Origin of the sequence: Kribbella sp. NPDC004875 (assembly GCF_042873375.1) — a bacterium.
Lineage (GTDB): Bacteria > Actinomycetota > Actinomycetes > Propionibacteriales > Kribbellaceae > Kribbella.
In genome coordinates, this window is record NZ_JBIALI010000004.1 from 724191 (window position 1) to 739324 (window position 15134).

Sequence of the window (15134 nt, forward strand, 5' to 3'; positions counted from 1 at the left end):
GCGGCAGCCGTTTGGCGGGGCTGTCGTCCACACCAGTTCGACGAGCCCGTCGGGAGAGGCGTCCGGCGCCTAGGATCGCGGGCGTGCGGACTGTTGCGTTCTTCGATGTGGACGGGACGTTGGTGCCGGGGACCTCGTCGGCGGTTCACCTCGCTGGGTATCTCGGCAGCCGGCAGGTGGTCGCCGAGGCGGAGGCGGCGTGGGACGCGGGTTTGGTTTCAGCGCGGTACGTCGAGGAGCTCGACGCGCGCGGGTGGGCCGGGGCGACTGAGACGCAGATCCGCGAGTGGCTCGAGGACCTTCCGCTCGTGGACGGCATCGCGGAGGTCGTCGAGTGGTGCGCCGAGCATGACGTCGTACCGGCGCTCGCGACGCTGGCGTGGCGGCCGGTTGGCGAGTTCCTGTGCGACCGGTTCGGGTTCGTGGAGGCTTCGGGGCCGACGCTCGAAGTACGCGACGGTGTGTACACCGGGATCTCGCTCACTGGTAGCGACGAGTACCGCAAGCGCGATTTCGCCCGGGAGTTCGCGGCGGCGCGCGGGCTGCCGTTGTCCCGCTGCGCCGCGGTGGGTGACAGTCGCTCCGATCTTCCGCTGTTCGCCGAGGTCGGCCTGGCTGTCGGTTTCAACGCCGCCGAGAAGGCCCGCGCGCAAGCCCACGTCAACCACACCGGCCCCGACCTGCGAGCGATCCTCCCGACCCTCGAATCGTGGCTGGCGTGCTGAACACCATCCTGTTCGACCTCGACGGGACACTCGTCGACCAGCAGTCAGCAGCAGCCGCCGCGGTCGTCGAGTGGGCCGCGGAGTACGGCGTCGTCGGACCAACTGTCGCGACGGACTGGGCTGTGGTGTCCGACAAGCACTACCGGCGATATCAGCGCCGGGAGCTCACCTTCCCCGAGCAGCGCCGGCTGCGGGTGCGGGAGTTTCTCGGTGTGGACGTGAGCGATGCCGAGGCTGACACGATGTTCGCCGGTTATGTACGGCGCTACGAGGCAGGCTGGACGGTGTTCGCAGACGCGCCGCCGGGACTGCGGGCCGCGCGGGCGGCCGGGTTCGGCGTGGTCGTGCTCACGAACGGGGACGGAGATCACCAGCGGTTCAAGCTGGACCGCTTGGGGCTGGCGGGCGAGATCGACGATCTGATCACCGGCGACACGCTCCCGATGGGCAAGCCGGATCCACGCGCGTTCCGGCATGCGCTTCAGCGGCTCGGCCTCGCGGCGGGCGAGGTTGTGATGGTCGGCGACTCGCTGGAGAACGACGTGCGGGGTGCGTTGGCGGTGGGCATCCAAGGTGTGCTGGTAGACCGCAGCGGTGCGCACGACGGGGTCGACGTACTGCGGGTCCAGGCTTTGACTCAGGTGTTGGACGTGGTCAGAAGGTGACCTCGTCGGTGGTCTGGACGGTGGCGGTGCGGCCGGGGGCTCGGTGGTACTGCCAGTAGAGGTTGGTGTGCGCGATGACCTTGTCCGGGGTGGGCGCCCCGTACTCGCTGAGGTCTTCGGTGGTGTGGGCGTCGGCGACCAGCGTCACGTCGTACCCGCGGACCAGGGCGCCGTGGATCGTGGAGCGGATGCATTCGTCGGTCTGGGCGCCGCTCACGATCAGGTGACCGATGCCGGCTCCGGCCAGCACGTCTTCCAGGTCGGTAGCCTCGAAGGAGTCGGGGTATGTCTTGTGGACGAGCGCCTCTGAGTCGTCTCGCGAGAGCTCCGGGACGAGCTGCCACTCGGCGCTGTCCTTCACGAGGTTCTCGGACGAGTGCTGGACCCAGACGACGGGCACTCCCCCGGCGCGGGCCTTGCCGACCAGAGTGCCGATGTTCGCGACGACCTGGTCGCGCTCGTGGGCCTCCGCGACGACACCGGTTTGGACGTCGACCACCAACAGGGCCGCGTTCGGTCGATCGGACAGCGTGGACATCTCAGCTCCTTCGGTCCCCCAACAGGTACGCCGAACGTTAGACCCGACCGCCGACAGTTTTCGTCACGTGCGGAGCCGCAGCCGCACGGTCGGTACGTCGCCGTCGTCCAGGTCCTCGGCTCGTCGTACGGACGCCTTCACCGGGAGCACGTAGCCGCCGTCCTTCGGGAACATCGAGGTGTCCCAGACGCTGGCGCCGATCTCGGCGGTCACCGGGATCATCCCCCAGCCGTAGGTGACGAAGTTCGATTCCGCCTCGAAGTACCCGCACTCGTCCTCCGGCACCGTGATGAAGTACCAGGGCGCCGGCCCGCGCCAGTACCAGATCTCTCCGGCGAACTCGATGTCGTTCAGCTCAGCCATTCGTCCAGCACCCCCAAGAACTCGTCGACCCGGCCGTACCAAACACAGTGTCCAGCGCCCACGACCGAGCGCACACAGAATCCCATCTCCTCCAGTTCCTGAGAACGCTCGGCCGAGACATACCTACTTGGGTCGGCGCGGATGACGAGGGACGGCAGCGTGGGTGGCTCAGCGTCCTTCCCGACGTAGGAGCGTTCGAGAGCCACTGCGGTCTCGACGTCGAACCGCGCTGCCGCGTCGGCTTCGACTCGGCAGTCTTCCGGGGACCAGGTGGTGCGGGTCGCGCGCAGGTGGGACTCGGTGCGGGTGGCGCGGGCGGCGGTGAAGTGGCGGCGGAGTTGCTCGGCTGGCGGTGATGGTCTGCCGGCGGTGAGGGGTACGTCGACGTACACGGCTCGGCGTGGCTGGAGGCGGGGCAGGGCGTCGTGGAGCACGATCGCGCCGAGTGAGTGGCCGATGGCGAGGTGCACGTCGCCGTGGCCGAGCACGGTGGTGACGAAGTCGTCCATGGTTGCGTTGGGGCAGGGGTCAGCGTCGCCGTGGCCGGGGAGGTCGACGGCGAGCACGCGATAACCGCGGGCCGCGAGCGCTGGGCCGACCTGGTGGTATTGCGTGGCGGCGCCGAGCATGCCGTGGACGAGGAGGGCAAGCCGATCGCCACTGCCCCATGCGAGCATCACGCACATCCCCGCGCCCGCGCAGCGTGCTGCCACGCCGGCGCATCGCGCACGTCCCAGCGCCGCATCACGAGAGGTTGCTGGCGGCCAGGAGGCGTTGGCCCAGGGCCTGGGAGGCTTGTTGGACTTCGGGGCTGGCGAGGATTCGGTACGAGGCCCTGATGGCCGTCAGTTGGGCCGCGTACCAGTCGGGCTCGCTGGTGCTGGCGATCAGCCGCGTGTGGGTGTCGTCGATTGACTCGAGGCGGCCCATGCTGCGGGCGATCCAGCAGGCGGCGTCCGCGCGGGGTGCGTCGATCTCGACCTCGATCGGGTACTTCCAGCCCATCGCGAGGTGCTCCTCGACGGCAGCCAGCGGCTCGAGATCCGCGGGCGGGGTGAACTCGGCGTCCTGCGGTTCGACCTTCGTCACCTTGTCGACCCGCAGCACCCGCTGCGAGTCCTTCCCGTGCGACCAACACAGCAGATACCAGCGACCGCGCCGTACGACGACCGCCCACGGGTCGACGTCCATCGGCCACTCGTCCGCGTGCCGCCGGTAGTGGATCGTCACGCGCCGGCAGGCCGTGCTGTACGAGACGAGTGCCGCGGTGATCTCCGGGTCCGGCGTCCGCGCACCCGGATCGGGACCGCGCGCGCTGACCCGCCGGATCGCGTCCGTCGAGCGGGCGACCGGCTCCGGCAGCACCCGGATGATCTTGCCGAGCGCGTTCTCCACCGGATCCGCCGCGCCCCGAGGCCCCTCGAGGACGGCCATCACGAGCCCGAGCGCCTCGGTCGTGCTGAACATCAACGGCGGCAACCGCAGCCCACGCCCGACCCGGTAACCGCCGTACGGTCCGCGCACGGACTCGATCGGGATGTCGGCCTCGCGCAGGATCGCGACGTACCGGCGGGCGGCGCGTTCGGAGACGCCGAGTTTGCCGCCCAGTTTGTCCGCGGTGATCCCGGGATTGTTCTGGATCAGCTCCAGGACCATCAGGGTCCGTGCGGTCGGGCTCACGTCGTAGGCCATGATTCACCATTCCGGAAGGGTCCCGTCCGGAACCGAGCGTAGCGCAGAACCAAGTGCGCACGCCGTGAGCGCTTTGTCTGGAACGATCGAGGCATGCGGGCTGATCGACTGGTGGCGGTGCTGTTGCTGATGCAGGCCCGCGGCCGGGTGACCGCGGCCGAGGTCGCGGCGGAGCTGGAGATCTCGGTCGCCACCGCGCGCCGTGATCTCGAGGCGTTGTCGACCGCCGGTATCCCGGTCTATCCACAGCCCGGCCGCCACGGTGGCTGGCAGCTCGTCGGTGGTGCCCGCACCGATCTCACCGGTCTGACGGCCACCGAGGCGCAGGCGCTGTTCCTGCTCGTCGGACCCGCCGCGGCGGTCGCGCCCGAGGCGAAGGCCGCGCTCCGCAAGCTGGTCCGCGCGCTGCCCGGCACGTTCCGCGAGGACGCCGAGGCCGCGGCCGAGGCGGTCGTGATCGACCCGGCCCGCTGGGGCGAGCACGTGCAGGAACGCCCCGAGGTGGTACGTCGGCTTCAGGACGCCGTCGTACGCCGGGAACGGGTCCGATTGGTCTACTCGGGCCGGGGACGTGAGACCTCGGAGCGCGTCGTCGATCCGCTCGGACTCGTGGACAAGGACGAGGTCTGGTACCTGATGGCCTGGACCACGAAGGGCCGCCGTACGTTCCGGATCGACCGGGTCGTCGAGGCCGACGGGACCGGTGATTCCTTCGAGCGACCGGACGGCTTCGATCTGTCATCGGCGTGGGCGGAGATCGTCGCGGAGATGGAGCAGCGACGATCGGGGCTGACGGCAACAGTGCTGATGGAGGAGCGGTTCGTGTGGGTGATGCAGGACCGGCTCGGCCGCAACTGCGAGGTCGTCGGGACCGACGGCGACCGGGTCCGGCTCGAGGTCACCGCGCCGACGCCGTTGATGATCGCGCAGCACCTGGCCGGATGGGGTGGCTCGATCGAGGTGGTCGATCCGCCGTCGGTGCGGGCGGAGCTGGCGCGTCTTGGCCGGGAATTGACAGACCGCTACGCGTGAATGGACCACCGGGGTGAGTAAGGTGCGATGGTTCAGCGAGTCCCGATCAAGCCTCAGGAAATATTCGTGACCACATCCCCTCCCCAGCCGCCGCAGAACCCGTACTCCGGTCAGCCGGCCGGCTACGGTCCCCCGCAGCAGCAGCCGTTCCCGCAGTACACCCAGCAGCCCGGCCAGCAGGACCAGCCGAGCCAGCAGGGTCAGCCCGGTCAGCAGCAGTACGGCGGCCAGCCGTACCAGCAGCCGTTCGGTGAGCAGCACCCCGGTCAGCACGGCCAGCACGGTCAGCCCGAGCAGCCCGGTCAGCAGTACGGTCAGCAGTCGTATCAGCAGCGTCCCCAGGACCAGTACCAGCAGGCTCCGCAGTACGCGGGTCAGCAGGCTCAAGGCCAGTACCAGCACGGCGCCACGTTCCCGGGCCAGGGCCCGCAGGGACAGCCGCACGGTCAGCAGGCTTTCGCGCCGCAGGGCCAGATGGTCTGCCGGTTCTGTGGTGGCTACCCGGCTGTCGAGGCGACGGTCCGCGGTCACCAGGGGCTGATCATCCTGATGCGCTTCCTGAAGCTGCAGGGTCCGTTCTGCCGTACCTGTGGCATGGCGTCGGTCCGGGACATGACGTCGAAGAGCCTGTGGCAGGGCTGGTGGGGTATCGGGTCGTCGATCATCAACCCGATCACGATGCTGATGAACATCGGCCCGATGCAGAAGTTCAAGAGCCTCCCCGAGCCGCAGCCGGGTCCGGGCCGGCCGATGGACCCGGGCAAGCCGCTGTTCAAGCGCCCGGCGATCCTGATGCTGCTGCTGCCGATCGCGTTCATCGCGCTGCTCGTCATCGGCAACCTGAACTCGACCGAGTCCAAGGCCCAGATCGGTGCCTGTGTCGTGAACAAGGGCACCTCGTCGAGCCCGGACGTGAAGGTCGTCGACTGCACGTCGTCGGAGGCCGAGTACAAGATCGTCGACAAGATCGACGACTCGACCGACGACAGCCAGTGCGGTGACGACGCGGAGGCCTCGTACGTCTATCAGCACCGTTCGACGAAGTACACGCTCTGCCTGACCCCGGTCCGCTGACGAGTGCGGGGTCCCGTCGGAGGGACCCCGCACATCAGTTGTAGTAGCCGTCCACCGGCACCCGCGCCTCGTCGTACAGCGCCGGTCCCTCCAGCGGTACGGCGTCGAAGTGGCCGCTGGTCTTGAGCCCGTCGAGCTGCTCGCCGGACAGCGCGAAGACGACCTTCCCGAGGCCGGACCTCGCCAGCGCGCCCGTGCACATCTCGCACGGCTGGCAGCTGGTGTACATGGTCGTGCCGGCCGCCACCTCAGGGGAGAGCTGCTGGGCGGCCCACACGGCGAGCTTCAGCTCCGGGTGGAAGCTGATGTTGCCTTCGGTCAGCGTCGTGTTGTGGTCCTCGATCAGCACGGTCCCGTCCGGCCCGACCAGCAGGGAGCCGAACGGCGGGTTGCCGCCGGCCCGGGCGGTCGCGGCCAGCGCGATCGCGCGGCGGAGGAATCCTTCTGCCTCAGGTGTCACGTCGTCTCCAGTCCTCGATGCGCGGCGATCGTCGCCAGCGCCTGCCAGGCCACTTCAGGCCGTTCGGTCTCGGCGGGGTCGCCGGCGAACGGATCGAGTACGACGCTCTGCGCGCCGAGCTTCCGCAGTACGTCGAGGTCCGCGATCACCTGTTCGACCGACCCCTCCCCTGCGATGCGATCCTGCTCGGGCAGCGGGTCATCGGTCAGCCGCAGCAGGATCCGCGGCGCAAACCCAGGCACCGGCCGGCCCTGCTCGGTCGCCAGCGTCCGCAGCCGATCCAGACCGTCGCTCATCTGGGTGACAGTCTGCCGCAGCGGATGCCACGCGTCGCCGTACCGGACCGTCCGGCGCAGCGCCGGCGTGCTGCTCCCACCGATCCAGATCGGGATCGTCCCGTCGCCGTAGTCCACGGTGTCGGCCCAGGCGTTTCGCAGCGCCGCGAGTACTTCGTCCGTCTGGTGGCCGCGTCGCGCATGATCCTGGCCGAGCGCCTCGAACTCCCGCCGCGCCCAGCCGGCCGCGACACCGAGCACCAGCCGGCCACCGCTGAGCTGATCGAGGTTCGCCGCCATCCGTGCCACCAGCAACGGATGCCGGTACGGCGCGATCAGCACCGTCGTTCCGAGCCGCACCCGCTCGGTGATGCCGGCCAGCCAGCTGAGCGTCGTGAACGGCTCGTAGAACGGCGCCGGGTACTGCTCCGCGACGTCCGGTGTGATCACCACGTGGTCCGAGACCATCAGCAGGTCGTACCCGAGTCCTTCGACCACGCGGGCCCAGTCCCGCAGCCGCGCCGGATTCGTCCCCGGGCCGAAGTTCGGCACGTTCACCCCAAGTTCCATGGCCTCAGGCTATCCAGGCGAACACCGGCCGTTGAAGAGATTCCTCCCGGCGTAGGCCGCCCTGCGCCGTGGAATCACCGGTAGATTGACCAGATGACCGAGACTCTCGATTCGACCGACTGGGCCATCCTGAACGAGCTCCAGGACGACGCCCGGCTGTCGCTGACGCAACTCGGCAAGCGGGTCAACCTGAGCGCGTCGGCGACCACCGAGCGGGTCCGGCGGCTGGAGGCGATCGGCGTGATCACGGGGTATCGCGCCGAGGTCGACCTGACCAAGGTCGGCTACCCGGTGCTGGCCGTCGTCCGGCTGAAGTACCCGGGCAACAAGCACGAGCCGCTGCACCGGCTGCTCGCCGAACGGCGCGAGATCCTCGAGTGCCTCCGGACGACCGGCGACGACTGCTACACGCTGAAGGTCGCCGCGGCGTCGATGCCGCACCTGGAGGAGCTCGTCAACGAGCTCACCGACTTCGGCAGTACGACGACCAACCTGGTCTACTCACAGACGCAGCGGTACCGCGGTCCGCAAAAGCCGGTGACCGATCGGGCCTGAGGATGAGAGCGTGGCCCGATGCTGACCGTCCTGGGAATCGACGTCGGGCCCGAGCTACTCGACCGCTGGGTGGATTGGCTGGCTCCGGACGAGCAGCCGTTCTTCGTCACGAAGAAGCAGGCCGCCACCTGGGACCTGCCGACCGACGACGAGCGCGAGCCGACGCGCGAGGACCGCGACACCTACTGGATCTACGCGATCGACAGCGAAGCCGCGCGGACCGTCTGGCTGAACGAGGCCAACTTCATGCAGTTGCCCAGGGCGACGCGGGCGGGGCTGGTCCGGGCACAGGTGAACCATGGGCGCGGATCGGTGCCGACGGTGCGACGGTGGTCCGGCGTGGTCGGGTCGGAGATTCGGCAGCAGGCTGACGGGCATCGGTTCGTGTGGTGGAAGTCGTTGCTCCAGCAGCCGGAGCTGATCCTTCCGCAGATCGTGAGCGTGGACATGGGGCCGAGTCGGCACGCGGAGGTGCTGGAGTGGCCGGCCAGGTTTCCGCGGGTGCGGGAGCTCGCGGGCACGTTCGCGAACGGGAGCGGGCCGAACTGCTTCGGGACGGTGATGGCCGGGTGCGGGGTCGAGGGCGCCGAGTCGGTGTGGATGGTGCGGGAGCCGTTCGAGGCCTGGCTCGCCGACCACACTGAACCGGTCGGGCGCGGCGGGCGGGACGACGTACCGGGGACTGTCTTTGTCTGGCGGAACCTGGAGCGTCAGGTGGAGCATGCGGCGTTGACGATCGGAGGCGGGTGGATGTTCCACAAGCCGTCGCAGTCGTGGAAGTCGCCGCGAAAGGTGCGGACGGTCGCCGAGGTGAAGCGCGCCACGCGCACTGCCGGGTGGCGGCTCGAACGCCATAAAGTTGTCGGGTGAGGTTGCTCGTCACTGGGGCCACCGGACTCCTGGGGCGCGAGCTCCTGCGCCTGTCCGATCATGACGTCGTGCCCGCGTACCACTCGCAAGCGGTCCCCGGTGGCGTACGGCTCGACGTACGGCGCCGAGACCAGGTGCGCGACCTGATTCGCGCGGTGCGTCCGGACGGCATCATCCACACGGCATACCGGCAGGACGATTGGGCGACGACCGCTTCGGGTGCGGTCAACGTCGCGCTGGAAGCCGACGGTGCGCGGCTGGTGTTCGTGTCGACCGACGCGGTCTTCGGTCCGCGCGAGACGCCGTACACCGAACACGAGCTACCGTGTCCGACCACGCCGTACGGCGCGGCGAAGGCGGCGGCCGAGACCGCCATCCGCGCTGTCATGCCGGCCGCCGTCATCGCGCGGACGTCACTCATCATCGGTTCCGACGGCCGCTCGGAAGAAGAGCAGCGGGTACGCCGGTTGTCGGCCGGCGAACCCGGTGCGTTCTACACCGCAAACATCCGCTGCCCGATCCATGTCACGGACCTGGCGTCGGCGCTGCTCGAACTCCTCGCCTCCGACGTCATCGGTGTCACCCACGTCGCCGGCCCGGAAGCGCTCAGCCGCCTCGAGCTGGGCCGCCTGATCGCGATCCGCGACGGCCTCGACCCGGACAGACTTGCTTCCACACCGGGCACGCCGTCGGACATCCGCCTCGACACCCGCGAAACCCAGGCCGTCCTGACCACCCGGCTTCGCCCCGCCAGCCAGTTCCTCCAGCCCTGACCGGGGAAGCTTCTGCCCCTGAATCGACAGGCAGAACTCCCCGGTCAGCGCGATGGCGGGAAGGGAGTCAGGCGTCGTTGACGGTCGTCGTGACTGGGGTGCCCAGCTCGACGGTGCGGCTGACCGTGCAGAGGCGGTCGTGGGACATCTTGACCGCTCGCGGCAGCGCCTCGCGGGCCTTGTCGCCGTCCTCGCCCTCGGGGAACCGCACGGTGAACTCGACCGCCAGGTTCTCCATCCGGTTGCCCTCCTCGGCGTCCCGGACCTTGTCGCCGCGCACGACGGCGCTGAACTCGGACGGCTCGGCGCGGCGGCTGACGACGATGTCGACGTCGATCGCCGAGCAGGTGCCGATCGCGGCCAGCAGCAGCTCGACCGGGGTGAAGTCGGTGTCCGCGCCGCCGGAACCGATCCGGATGCTGCCGCCACGGGCGTTCCGTACCTCGTAGCTGCTGTTGGCCAGGCGCTCGAAGGTCACCTGGCGGAGGGTGTCAGCCATGTTCAGCTATCCGTCACATTCTGTTGCTTTTGGCAACTTCAGAGGTTGTCGATGGCCTCGTCCACCGGCGTGTCACCGGCAACGAGTTCGAGGGTCCGGCCGATCGCGGCCGGAGCGTCGCAGAGGCCGGCCAGCACCAGCGCGACGTCGTCGCGGCTGATCCGGCCGTTACCGGTCTTGTCGGCGAGGTACACCTTGCCGGTCCCGGGGTCGTCGGTCAGGCTGCCGGGCCGCAGGACGGTCCAGTCCAGGTCACGAGCCCGCAGGTCCTCCTCGGCGGCCCACTTGGCCTTCAGGTAGATCGTGAACGTCTCGTCGTCGGTGAGCGAGTCGGCCCGGTCCGCGCCCATCGAGCTGACCTGGATGTGCCGCCGTACGCCGGCCTGCTCGGCAGCGTCGGCGAACAGCACGGCCGCGCCACGATCGACCGTGTCCTTGCGCGCCTTCCCGCTCCCCGGGCCGGCACCGGCCGCGAAGATCGCGACGTCCGCGCCGGCGAGTACCGCGGCCACCGCGGCGGCGTCGGCCTTCTCCAGGTCAAGCACCGCCGCCTCGCCACCAGCCGCCGCGATGTCGGCCTCGTGGTCCGGGTTGCGCACCAGCCCGACCACTGCGTGCCCGTCGGCGCTCAGCAGCTTGGTCAGCCGCAACGCGATCTTTCCGTGTCCACCAGCAATCACGACTCGCATACCTGCACCATAACTCCGGACGCCAGCAGGCAGACTCTTCCCCATGCCCCAAGCGACAGCATCCGACGGAACGAGAATCGCCTATCAGGTTCGGGGCGAAGGGCAACCAGTCGTGCTGCTCGCCGGTCAGTCGAACAACCACACCTGGTGGGATCCGATCCGGGCAGACTTCGCCGCGACGTACCGCACGATCACGCTCGACTGGCGCGGCACCGGGGACAGCGGCAAGCCGGACGAGGTCTACACGACCGCCGGCTTCGCGGACGACGTGGTCGCCGTCCTCGACGACCTCGGGCTGGACCGGGCGCACATCTACGGCACGTCGATGGGCGGGCGGGTCGCGCAATGGCTGGCGATCAACCATCCCGAGCGGGTCGGCGCGCTGATCCTGGGCTGCACCTCACCGGGCGCGGCGCACGGGCACGAACGCAGCCAGGCGATCCGCAGGGCTCTGGCGGACCCGGCCAAGACCGACCGGGTGCTGCTCGAGCTGATGTACACCCCCGACTGGCTCGCCCGGAACCCCGGTCCGTACCACGTCCTCGGTGACGCGAGCATGCCGGCGTACGCGAAGGGTCGGCATCTGGTCGCGAGCAACCGGCACGACGCGTGGGACGGACTGCCAGGCATCACGGCGCCGACGCTCGTCCTGCACGGCGGCGACGACATCTTCAGCCCCGCCGCGAACGCGCAGTTGCTCGCCGAGCGGATCCCGGGAGCCCGGGTCGAGGTGATCGCGGGCGCCCGGCACGCCTACTTCCACGAGTTCCGGTCGGTGGCGAGCCCCGCGGCGCTAGCCTTCCTGGGCGCGCAGGACCGGGCGTAGGGCGTCCAACACGCCGGCGTCCTCGATGGTCGAGGGCACCGGTTCGTCGCGGCCGTCGGCGATCCCGCGCATCGTACGGCGAAGGATCTTGCCCGACCGGGTCTTCGGCAACGCGTCCACCACCGACACGTCCCGGAAGGCGGCGACCGGACCGATCTCCCGGCGTACCGCGGCCACCAGTTCCTCCTGGAGCGTCTCCTCGGAGACTGTCGCGCCGGCCTTCAGTACGACGAACGCGCGCGGCAGCTGGCCCTTCAACGGGTCGTGCACGCCGATCACCGCACACTCCGCGACCGCCGGGTTCGCCGCGACGACCGCCTCGATCGAACCGGTCGACAACCGGTGCCCGGCCACGTTGATCACGTCGTCGGTGCGGCCCATCACGAAGATGTAGCCGTCGTCGTCGATGAACCCGCCGTCCCCGGTCAGGTAGTAGCCGTCGTACTCCTTCAGGTAGCTGTCGATGTAGCGCTGGTCGTCGCCCCACAATGTCGGCAGCGCGCCGGGCGGCAGCGGCAGCTTGATCGTGATCGCACCTTCCTCGTGCGGCTGCAGTTCCTTGCCGTACATGTCCAGGATCTGCACGTCCCACCCCGGCATCGGTACCGTCGCCGACCCCGGCTTGGTCGGCAGCGGCTCCAGCCCGCGCGGGTTCGCCGCGATCGGCCAGCCCGTCTCGGTCTGCCACCAGTGATCCACCACCGGTACGCCGAGATGCCCGTGCGCCCAGTGGTACGTCTCCGGGTCGAGCCGCTCCCCCGCCAGGAACAACGTCCGGAACGTGTCCATCGGGTACTTCGCCAGCTCGCCGGCCTCCGGATCGACCTTCTTGATCGCCCGGAACGCCGTCGGCGCGGTGAACAACGCCTTCACACCGTGCTCCGAGATCACCCGCCAGAAGGCGCCCGCGTCCGGCGTACCGACCGGCTTGCCTTCGTAGAGCACGGTGGTCGCACCGACCAGGAGCGGCGCGTAGACGATGTACGAGTGGCCGACGACCCAGCCGACGTCCGACGCCGTCCACCACACATCGCCCGGGCCGATGTCGTACACATTGCGCATGGTCCAGGCCAGCGCGACCGCGTGACCGCCGTTGTCGCGGACGACGCCCTTCGGCTTCCCCGTCGTACCCGAGGTGTAGAGGATGTAGAGCGGGTCGGTCGCGGCGACCTGCACCGGCTCGACCGGCGCGGCGTCGGCGACCAGCGCGGTCCAGTCCAGGTCGCGCTCACCCAGCCGCGCCTCGGCCTGTTCGCGTTGCAGGACGACTGTGTGCTCGGGCTGATGACGTGCGATGGTCAGCGCTTCGTCGATGATCGGCTTGTACTCGACGATCCGCGTCGGCTCGATCCCGCAGGACGCGGCCACGATCACCTTCGGCTCGGCGTCGTCGATCCGGGCCGCGAGCTCACGTGGCGCGAAGCCGCCGAAGACGACCGAGTGGATCGCGCCGAGCCGCGCGCAGGCGAGCATCGCGACAACCGCTTCCGGGATCATCGGCAGGTAGACGATCACGCGGTCGCCCTTGCCGACGCCCAGTGAGGCGAGCGCCCCGGCGAAGGTCGCCACCTCGTCGCGCAGTTGCGCGTAGGTGTAGCTCCGGCCCGTTCCGGTGACCGGCGAGTCGTAGATCAGCGCGGCCCGGTCGCCGTCGCCCGCCTCGATGTGCCGGTCGAGGGCGTTGTACGACGTGTTCAGCACCCCGTCCGGGAACCAGTGGAAGATCGGGGCGTCGGTCGCGTCCAGCGCCTGTGCCGGCGGCCGGCTCCAGGAGATCGCCTCGGCCGCCTCGAGCCAGAACCCGTGCGGGTCGTCCAGGCTTCGCCGGTAGCCGTCCTCGTACGCGCCCATGGTCAGGCCTCCCGTCCGTCCGCTTGCCCCCATCGTGGCAGGGTTGGGGCATGACGGTAAGTCTCGACGACGTGCAGCGCGCCGCGGAGCGGATCGCCGGCCGGGTACGGCGTACGCCGGTCATCCAGGTCGCGCCCGAGCTCACGTTCAAGCTGGAACTGCTCCAGCACACGGGCTCGTTCAAGCCACGCGGTGCCTTCAACCGGCTGCTCGGCGCGAAGGAGCGTGGCGAGCTGACCGCACAGGGCATCGTCGCCGCGTCCGGAGGCAATCACGGTCTCGCCGCGGCGTACGCTGCCCGCGAACTCGGCGTACCGGCGCGGATCTTCGTCCCGGTCACCACGCCGGCCGCGAAGCTCGGCAAGCTGAGGACGCTGGACGCGACCATCGTCCAGGCCGGGAACGAGTACGCCGAGGCGTACCAGGCAGCGTTGGCGGCGCGGGACGAGACCGACGCGCTGCTGGTGCACGCCTACGACCAGCCGGAGATCGTCGCAGGTCAGGGCACTGTCGGGCTCGAACTGCTCGAGCAGGCCGGCACGTTCGACACCGTGCTCGTCGCGGTCGGTGGTGGCGGTCTGATCGCCGGTATCGCGACCGCGATCGGGGACAACGCCCAGGTCGTCAGCGTCGAGCCGGCGCTCGCACCGACCCTGCACCACGCGCTCGAAACCGGGGCACCCACCGACGCCGCGGTCAGTGGCGTGGCGGCCGACTCGCTCGGTGCCCGCCGGATCGGCGAGCTCGCCTTCGCGGCCGCTCAGCGGTACGGCGTCCGGAGTGTGCTGGTCGACGACCCGGCGATCGTTGCCGCGCGCACCGAGCTGTGGCGCGATCATCACCTCGCGGCCGAGCACGGTGGCGCGACGGCGTACGCCGCGTTGCTCTCGGGGGCCTATCGGCCGGCGGCCGGTGAGCGGGTCGTCGTGGTCGTCTGCGGGGCGAACACGGACCCGAGCACGCTCATCTGACCTAGCCGGCCTGTTTGACGCGCTGCTGGCGGTCGTCGGCCAGCACCCAGGCCGCGATGATGCCGGCGATGCCGCCGCACACGTGACCCTGCCACGAGATCCCGTCCTGCGGCAGCAGCCCGCCGAGCAGCGCACTGCCCCAGACCATGATCACCACGATCCCGAGCAGCACCTGCCCGAGTCGCCGGTTGAACAGTCCGCGGAGGACGAGGTACGACGCGTACCCGAAGACCAGGCCGCTGGCGCCGATCGTGATGGTGTTCGGTGGTGAGACCAGCCAGGTCCCGAAGCCGCCGATCACCACGACGATCGCGGTCACCGCGAACAGGCGGGACGCGCCGCTCACGGCGATCAGCGCTCCGAGCGTGACCAGCGGCAACGTGTTCGAGATCAGGTGACCGAACCCGAGGTGCAGGAACGGCGCCGTCAGGATGCCGAGCAGGCCGCGCGGCTCGCGCGAGATGATCCCGTACTGGTCGAGCGCGCCGTTCGTCGCGGTGTCGATGACCTCGCTCAGCCACATCAGCCCGACCAGCGCGACGAGCAGCTTCAGCCCACTGCTGATCTTGGCGGTGTCCACACTCCGCCCCGACCGCTTCGCCGGCATCCCCGAGCTCATGTCTCAACCATGCCGCACTCCCCCAAGTCTCAGCCCGTGACGGGCGCGGCGGCAGCGGAAAGTAATCTCTGAGATACTGCGCGTGGC

19 protein-coding genes are annotated in these 15134 nt (G+C 69.7%); 9 read left to right on the forward strand and 10 right to left on the reverse strand.

Annotated elements, in window-relative coordinates:
• Nucleotides 1-83: 83 nt before the first annotated feature.
• Together ACFYRH_RS25695 and ACFYRH_RS25700 are read left to right on the forward strand one after the other, a co-directional pair.
• Nucleotides 84-725, forward strand: a complete 642-nt coding sequence (locus ACFYRH_RS25695; RefSeq protein ID WP_387780241.1) for an HAD family hydrolase — start codon at nt 84-86, stop codon at nt 723-725.
• A complete protein-coding gene (locus ACFYRH_RS25700) occupies nt 710-1390 on the forward strand; it encodes an HAD family hydrolase (protein ID WP_387780244.1) in 681 nt (226 codons plus the stop codon). The genes ACFYRH_RS25695 and ACFYRH_RS25700 overlap by 16 nt, the downstream gene beginning before the upstream one ends.
• On the opposite strand, the gene ACFYRH_RS25705 is transcribed toward ACFYRH_RS25700, so the two are convergent.
• The 4 genes from ACFYRH_RS25705 to ACFYRH_RS25720 all read right to left on the reverse strand — a co-directional run bounded on the left by ACFYRH_RS25705 (nt 1380) and on the right by ACFYRH_RS25720 (nt 3983).
• Nucleotides 1380-1928, reverse strand: a complete 549-nt coding sequence (locus tag ACFYRH_RS25705) for an isochorismatase family protein (protein ID WP_387780247.1) — start codon at nt 1926-1928, stop codon at nt 1380-1382. The two genes, ACFYRH_RS25700 and ACFYRH_RS25705, sit on opposite strands and share 11 nt — an antisense overlap.
• A gap of 63 nt (nt 1929-1991) precedes the next feature.
• Entirely contained in the window at nt 1992-2291 is a 300-nt protein-coding gene (locus ACFYRH_RS25710; RefSeq protein ID WP_387780250.1) for a DUF1905 domain-containing protein, read from the reverse strand.
• Nucleotides 2279-3004, reverse strand: coding sequence for an alpha/beta fold hydrolase (locus tag ACFYRH_RS25715; protein WP_387780253.1), 726 nt, complete (start codon nt 3002-3004; stop codon nt 2279-2281). Before ACFYRH_RS25715 ends, ACFYRH_RS25710 begins: the two co-directional genes overlap by 13 nt.
• 31 nt (nt 3005-3035) lie before the next feature.
• Entirely contained in the window at nt 3036-3983 is a 948-nt protein-coding gene (locus tag ACFYRH_RS25720; protein ID WP_387780256.1) for a helix-turn-helix transcriptional regulator, read from the reverse strand.
• Nucleotides 3984-4076: 93 nt separating this feature from the next.
• On the opposite strand from ACFYRH_RS25720, the gene ACFYRH_RS25725 reads away from it, so the two are divergent.
• Nucleotides 4077-5015 carry a helix-turn-helix transcriptional regulator gene (locus ACFYRH_RS25725; protein WP_387780259.1) on the forward strand — a complete coding sequence of 313 codons (939 nt, stop codon included), beginning with the start codon at nt 4077-4079 and terminating at the stop codon, nt 5013-5015.
• A gap of 66 nt (nt 5016-5081) precedes the next feature.
• Nucleotides 5082-6089, forward strand: coding sequence for a toxin-antitoxin system, toxin component (locus ACFYRH_RS25730; RefSeq protein ID WP_387780262.1), 1008 nt, complete (start codon nt 5082-5084; stop codon nt 6087-6089).
• Between the two features lie 34 nt (nt 6090-6123).
• Here the strand turns inward: ACFYRH_RS25730 and ACFYRH_RS25735 are convergent, their stop codons facing one another.
• Nucleotides 6124-6549 (reverse strand): nucleoside deaminase, encoded by a 426-nt coding sequence (locus tag ACFYRH_RS25735; protein ID WP_387780265.1) that lies wholly within the window; start codon nt 6547-6549, stop codon nt 6124-6126.
• Complete coding sequence (locus ACFYRH_RS25740; RefSeq protein ID WP_387780268.1) at nt 6546-7394, reverse strand: LLM class flavin-dependent oxidoreductase; 849 nt, start codon at nt 7392-7394, stop codon at nt 6546-6548. The genes ACFYRH_RS25735 and ACFYRH_RS25740 overlap by 4 nt, the downstream gene beginning before the upstream one ends.
• A 93-nt stretch (nt 7395-7487) precedes the next feature.
• Between ACFYRH_RS25740 and ACFYRH_RS25745 the strand changes: the two genes are divergently transcribed.
• The 3 genes from ACFYRH_RS25745 to ACFYRH_RS25755 are packed head-to-tail and all read left to right on the forward strand — an operon-like array spanning nt 7488 to nt 9592.
• Nucleotides 7488-7949, forward strand: a complete 462-nt coding sequence (locus ACFYRH_RS25745) for an Lrp/AsnC family transcriptional regulator (protein WP_387780271.1) — start codon at nt 7488-7490, stop codon at nt 7947-7949.
• An 18-nt stretch (nt 7950-7967) separates the two neighbouring features.
• Nucleotides 7968-8819: a hypothetical protein gene (locus ACFYRH_RS25750; protein WP_387780274.1), complete on the forward strand. Its 852-nt coding sequence runs from the start codon at nt 7968-7970 to the stop codon at nt 8817-8819.
• Complete coding sequence (locus tag ACFYRH_RS25755; RefSeq protein WP_387780277.1) at nt 8816-9592, forward strand: sugar nucleotide-binding protein; 777 nt, start codon at nt 8816-8818, stop codon at nt 9590-9592. The genes ACFYRH_RS25750 and ACFYRH_RS25755 overlap by 4 nt, the downstream gene beginning before the upstream one ends.
• Before the next feature lie 67 nt (nt 9593-9659).
• Here the strand turns inward: ACFYRH_RS25755 and ACFYRH_RS25760 are convergent, their stop codons facing one another.
• Nucleotides 9660-10091 (reverse strand): OsmC family protein, encoded by a 432-nt coding sequence (locus tag ACFYRH_RS25760; RefSeq protein ID WP_387780280.1) that lies wholly within the window; start codon nt 10089-10091, stop codon nt 9660-9662.
• Nucleotides 10092-10129: 38 nt separating this feature from the next.
• The gene (locus ACFYRH_RS25765) at nt 10130-10780 is read right to left on the reverse strand and encodes an SDR family oxidoreductase (protein ID WP_387780283.1); all 651 of its coding nucleotides are present in this window, start codon (nt 10778-10780) and stop codon (nt 10130-10132) included.
• A 43-nt stretch (nt 10781-10823) separates the two neighbouring features.
• On the opposite strand from ACFYRH_RS25765, the gene ACFYRH_RS25770 reads away from it, so the two are divergent.
• On the forward strand, nt 10824-11606 hold the full coding sequence (locus ACFYRH_RS25770) for an alpha/beta fold hydrolase (protein ID WP_387780286.1): 783 nt from the start codon (nt 10824-10826) through the stop codon (nt 11604-11606).
• Here ACFYRH_RS25770 and ACFYRH_RS25775 read toward each other — a convergent pair.
• Complete coding sequence (locus ACFYRH_RS25775; RefSeq protein WP_387780289.1) at nt 11574-13457, reverse strand: propionyl-CoA synthetase; 1884 nt, start codon at nt 13455-13457, stop codon at nt 11574-11576. The two genes, ACFYRH_RS25770 and ACFYRH_RS25775, sit on opposite strands and share 33 nt — an antisense overlap.
• Nucleotides 13458-13507: 50 nt before the next feature.
• Here ACFYRH_RS25775 and ACFYRH_RS25780 point away from each other — a divergent pair, with 50 nt between their 5' ends.
• Nucleotides 13508-14428, forward strand: coding sequence for a threonine/serine dehydratase (locus ACFYRH_RS25780; RefSeq protein WP_387780292.1), 921 nt, complete (start codon nt 13508-13510; stop codon nt 14426-14428).
• 1 nt (nt 14429) lies between these two features.
• On the opposite strand, the gene ACFYRH_RS25785 is transcribed toward ACFYRH_RS25780, so the two are convergent.
• Complete coding sequence (locus ACFYRH_RS25785; RefSeq protein ID WP_387780295.1) at nt 14430-15047, reverse strand: rhomboid family intramembrane serine protease; 618 nt, start codon at nt 15045-15047, stop codon at nt 14430-14432.
• Between the last annotated feature and the right edge of the window lie 87 nt (nt 15048-15134).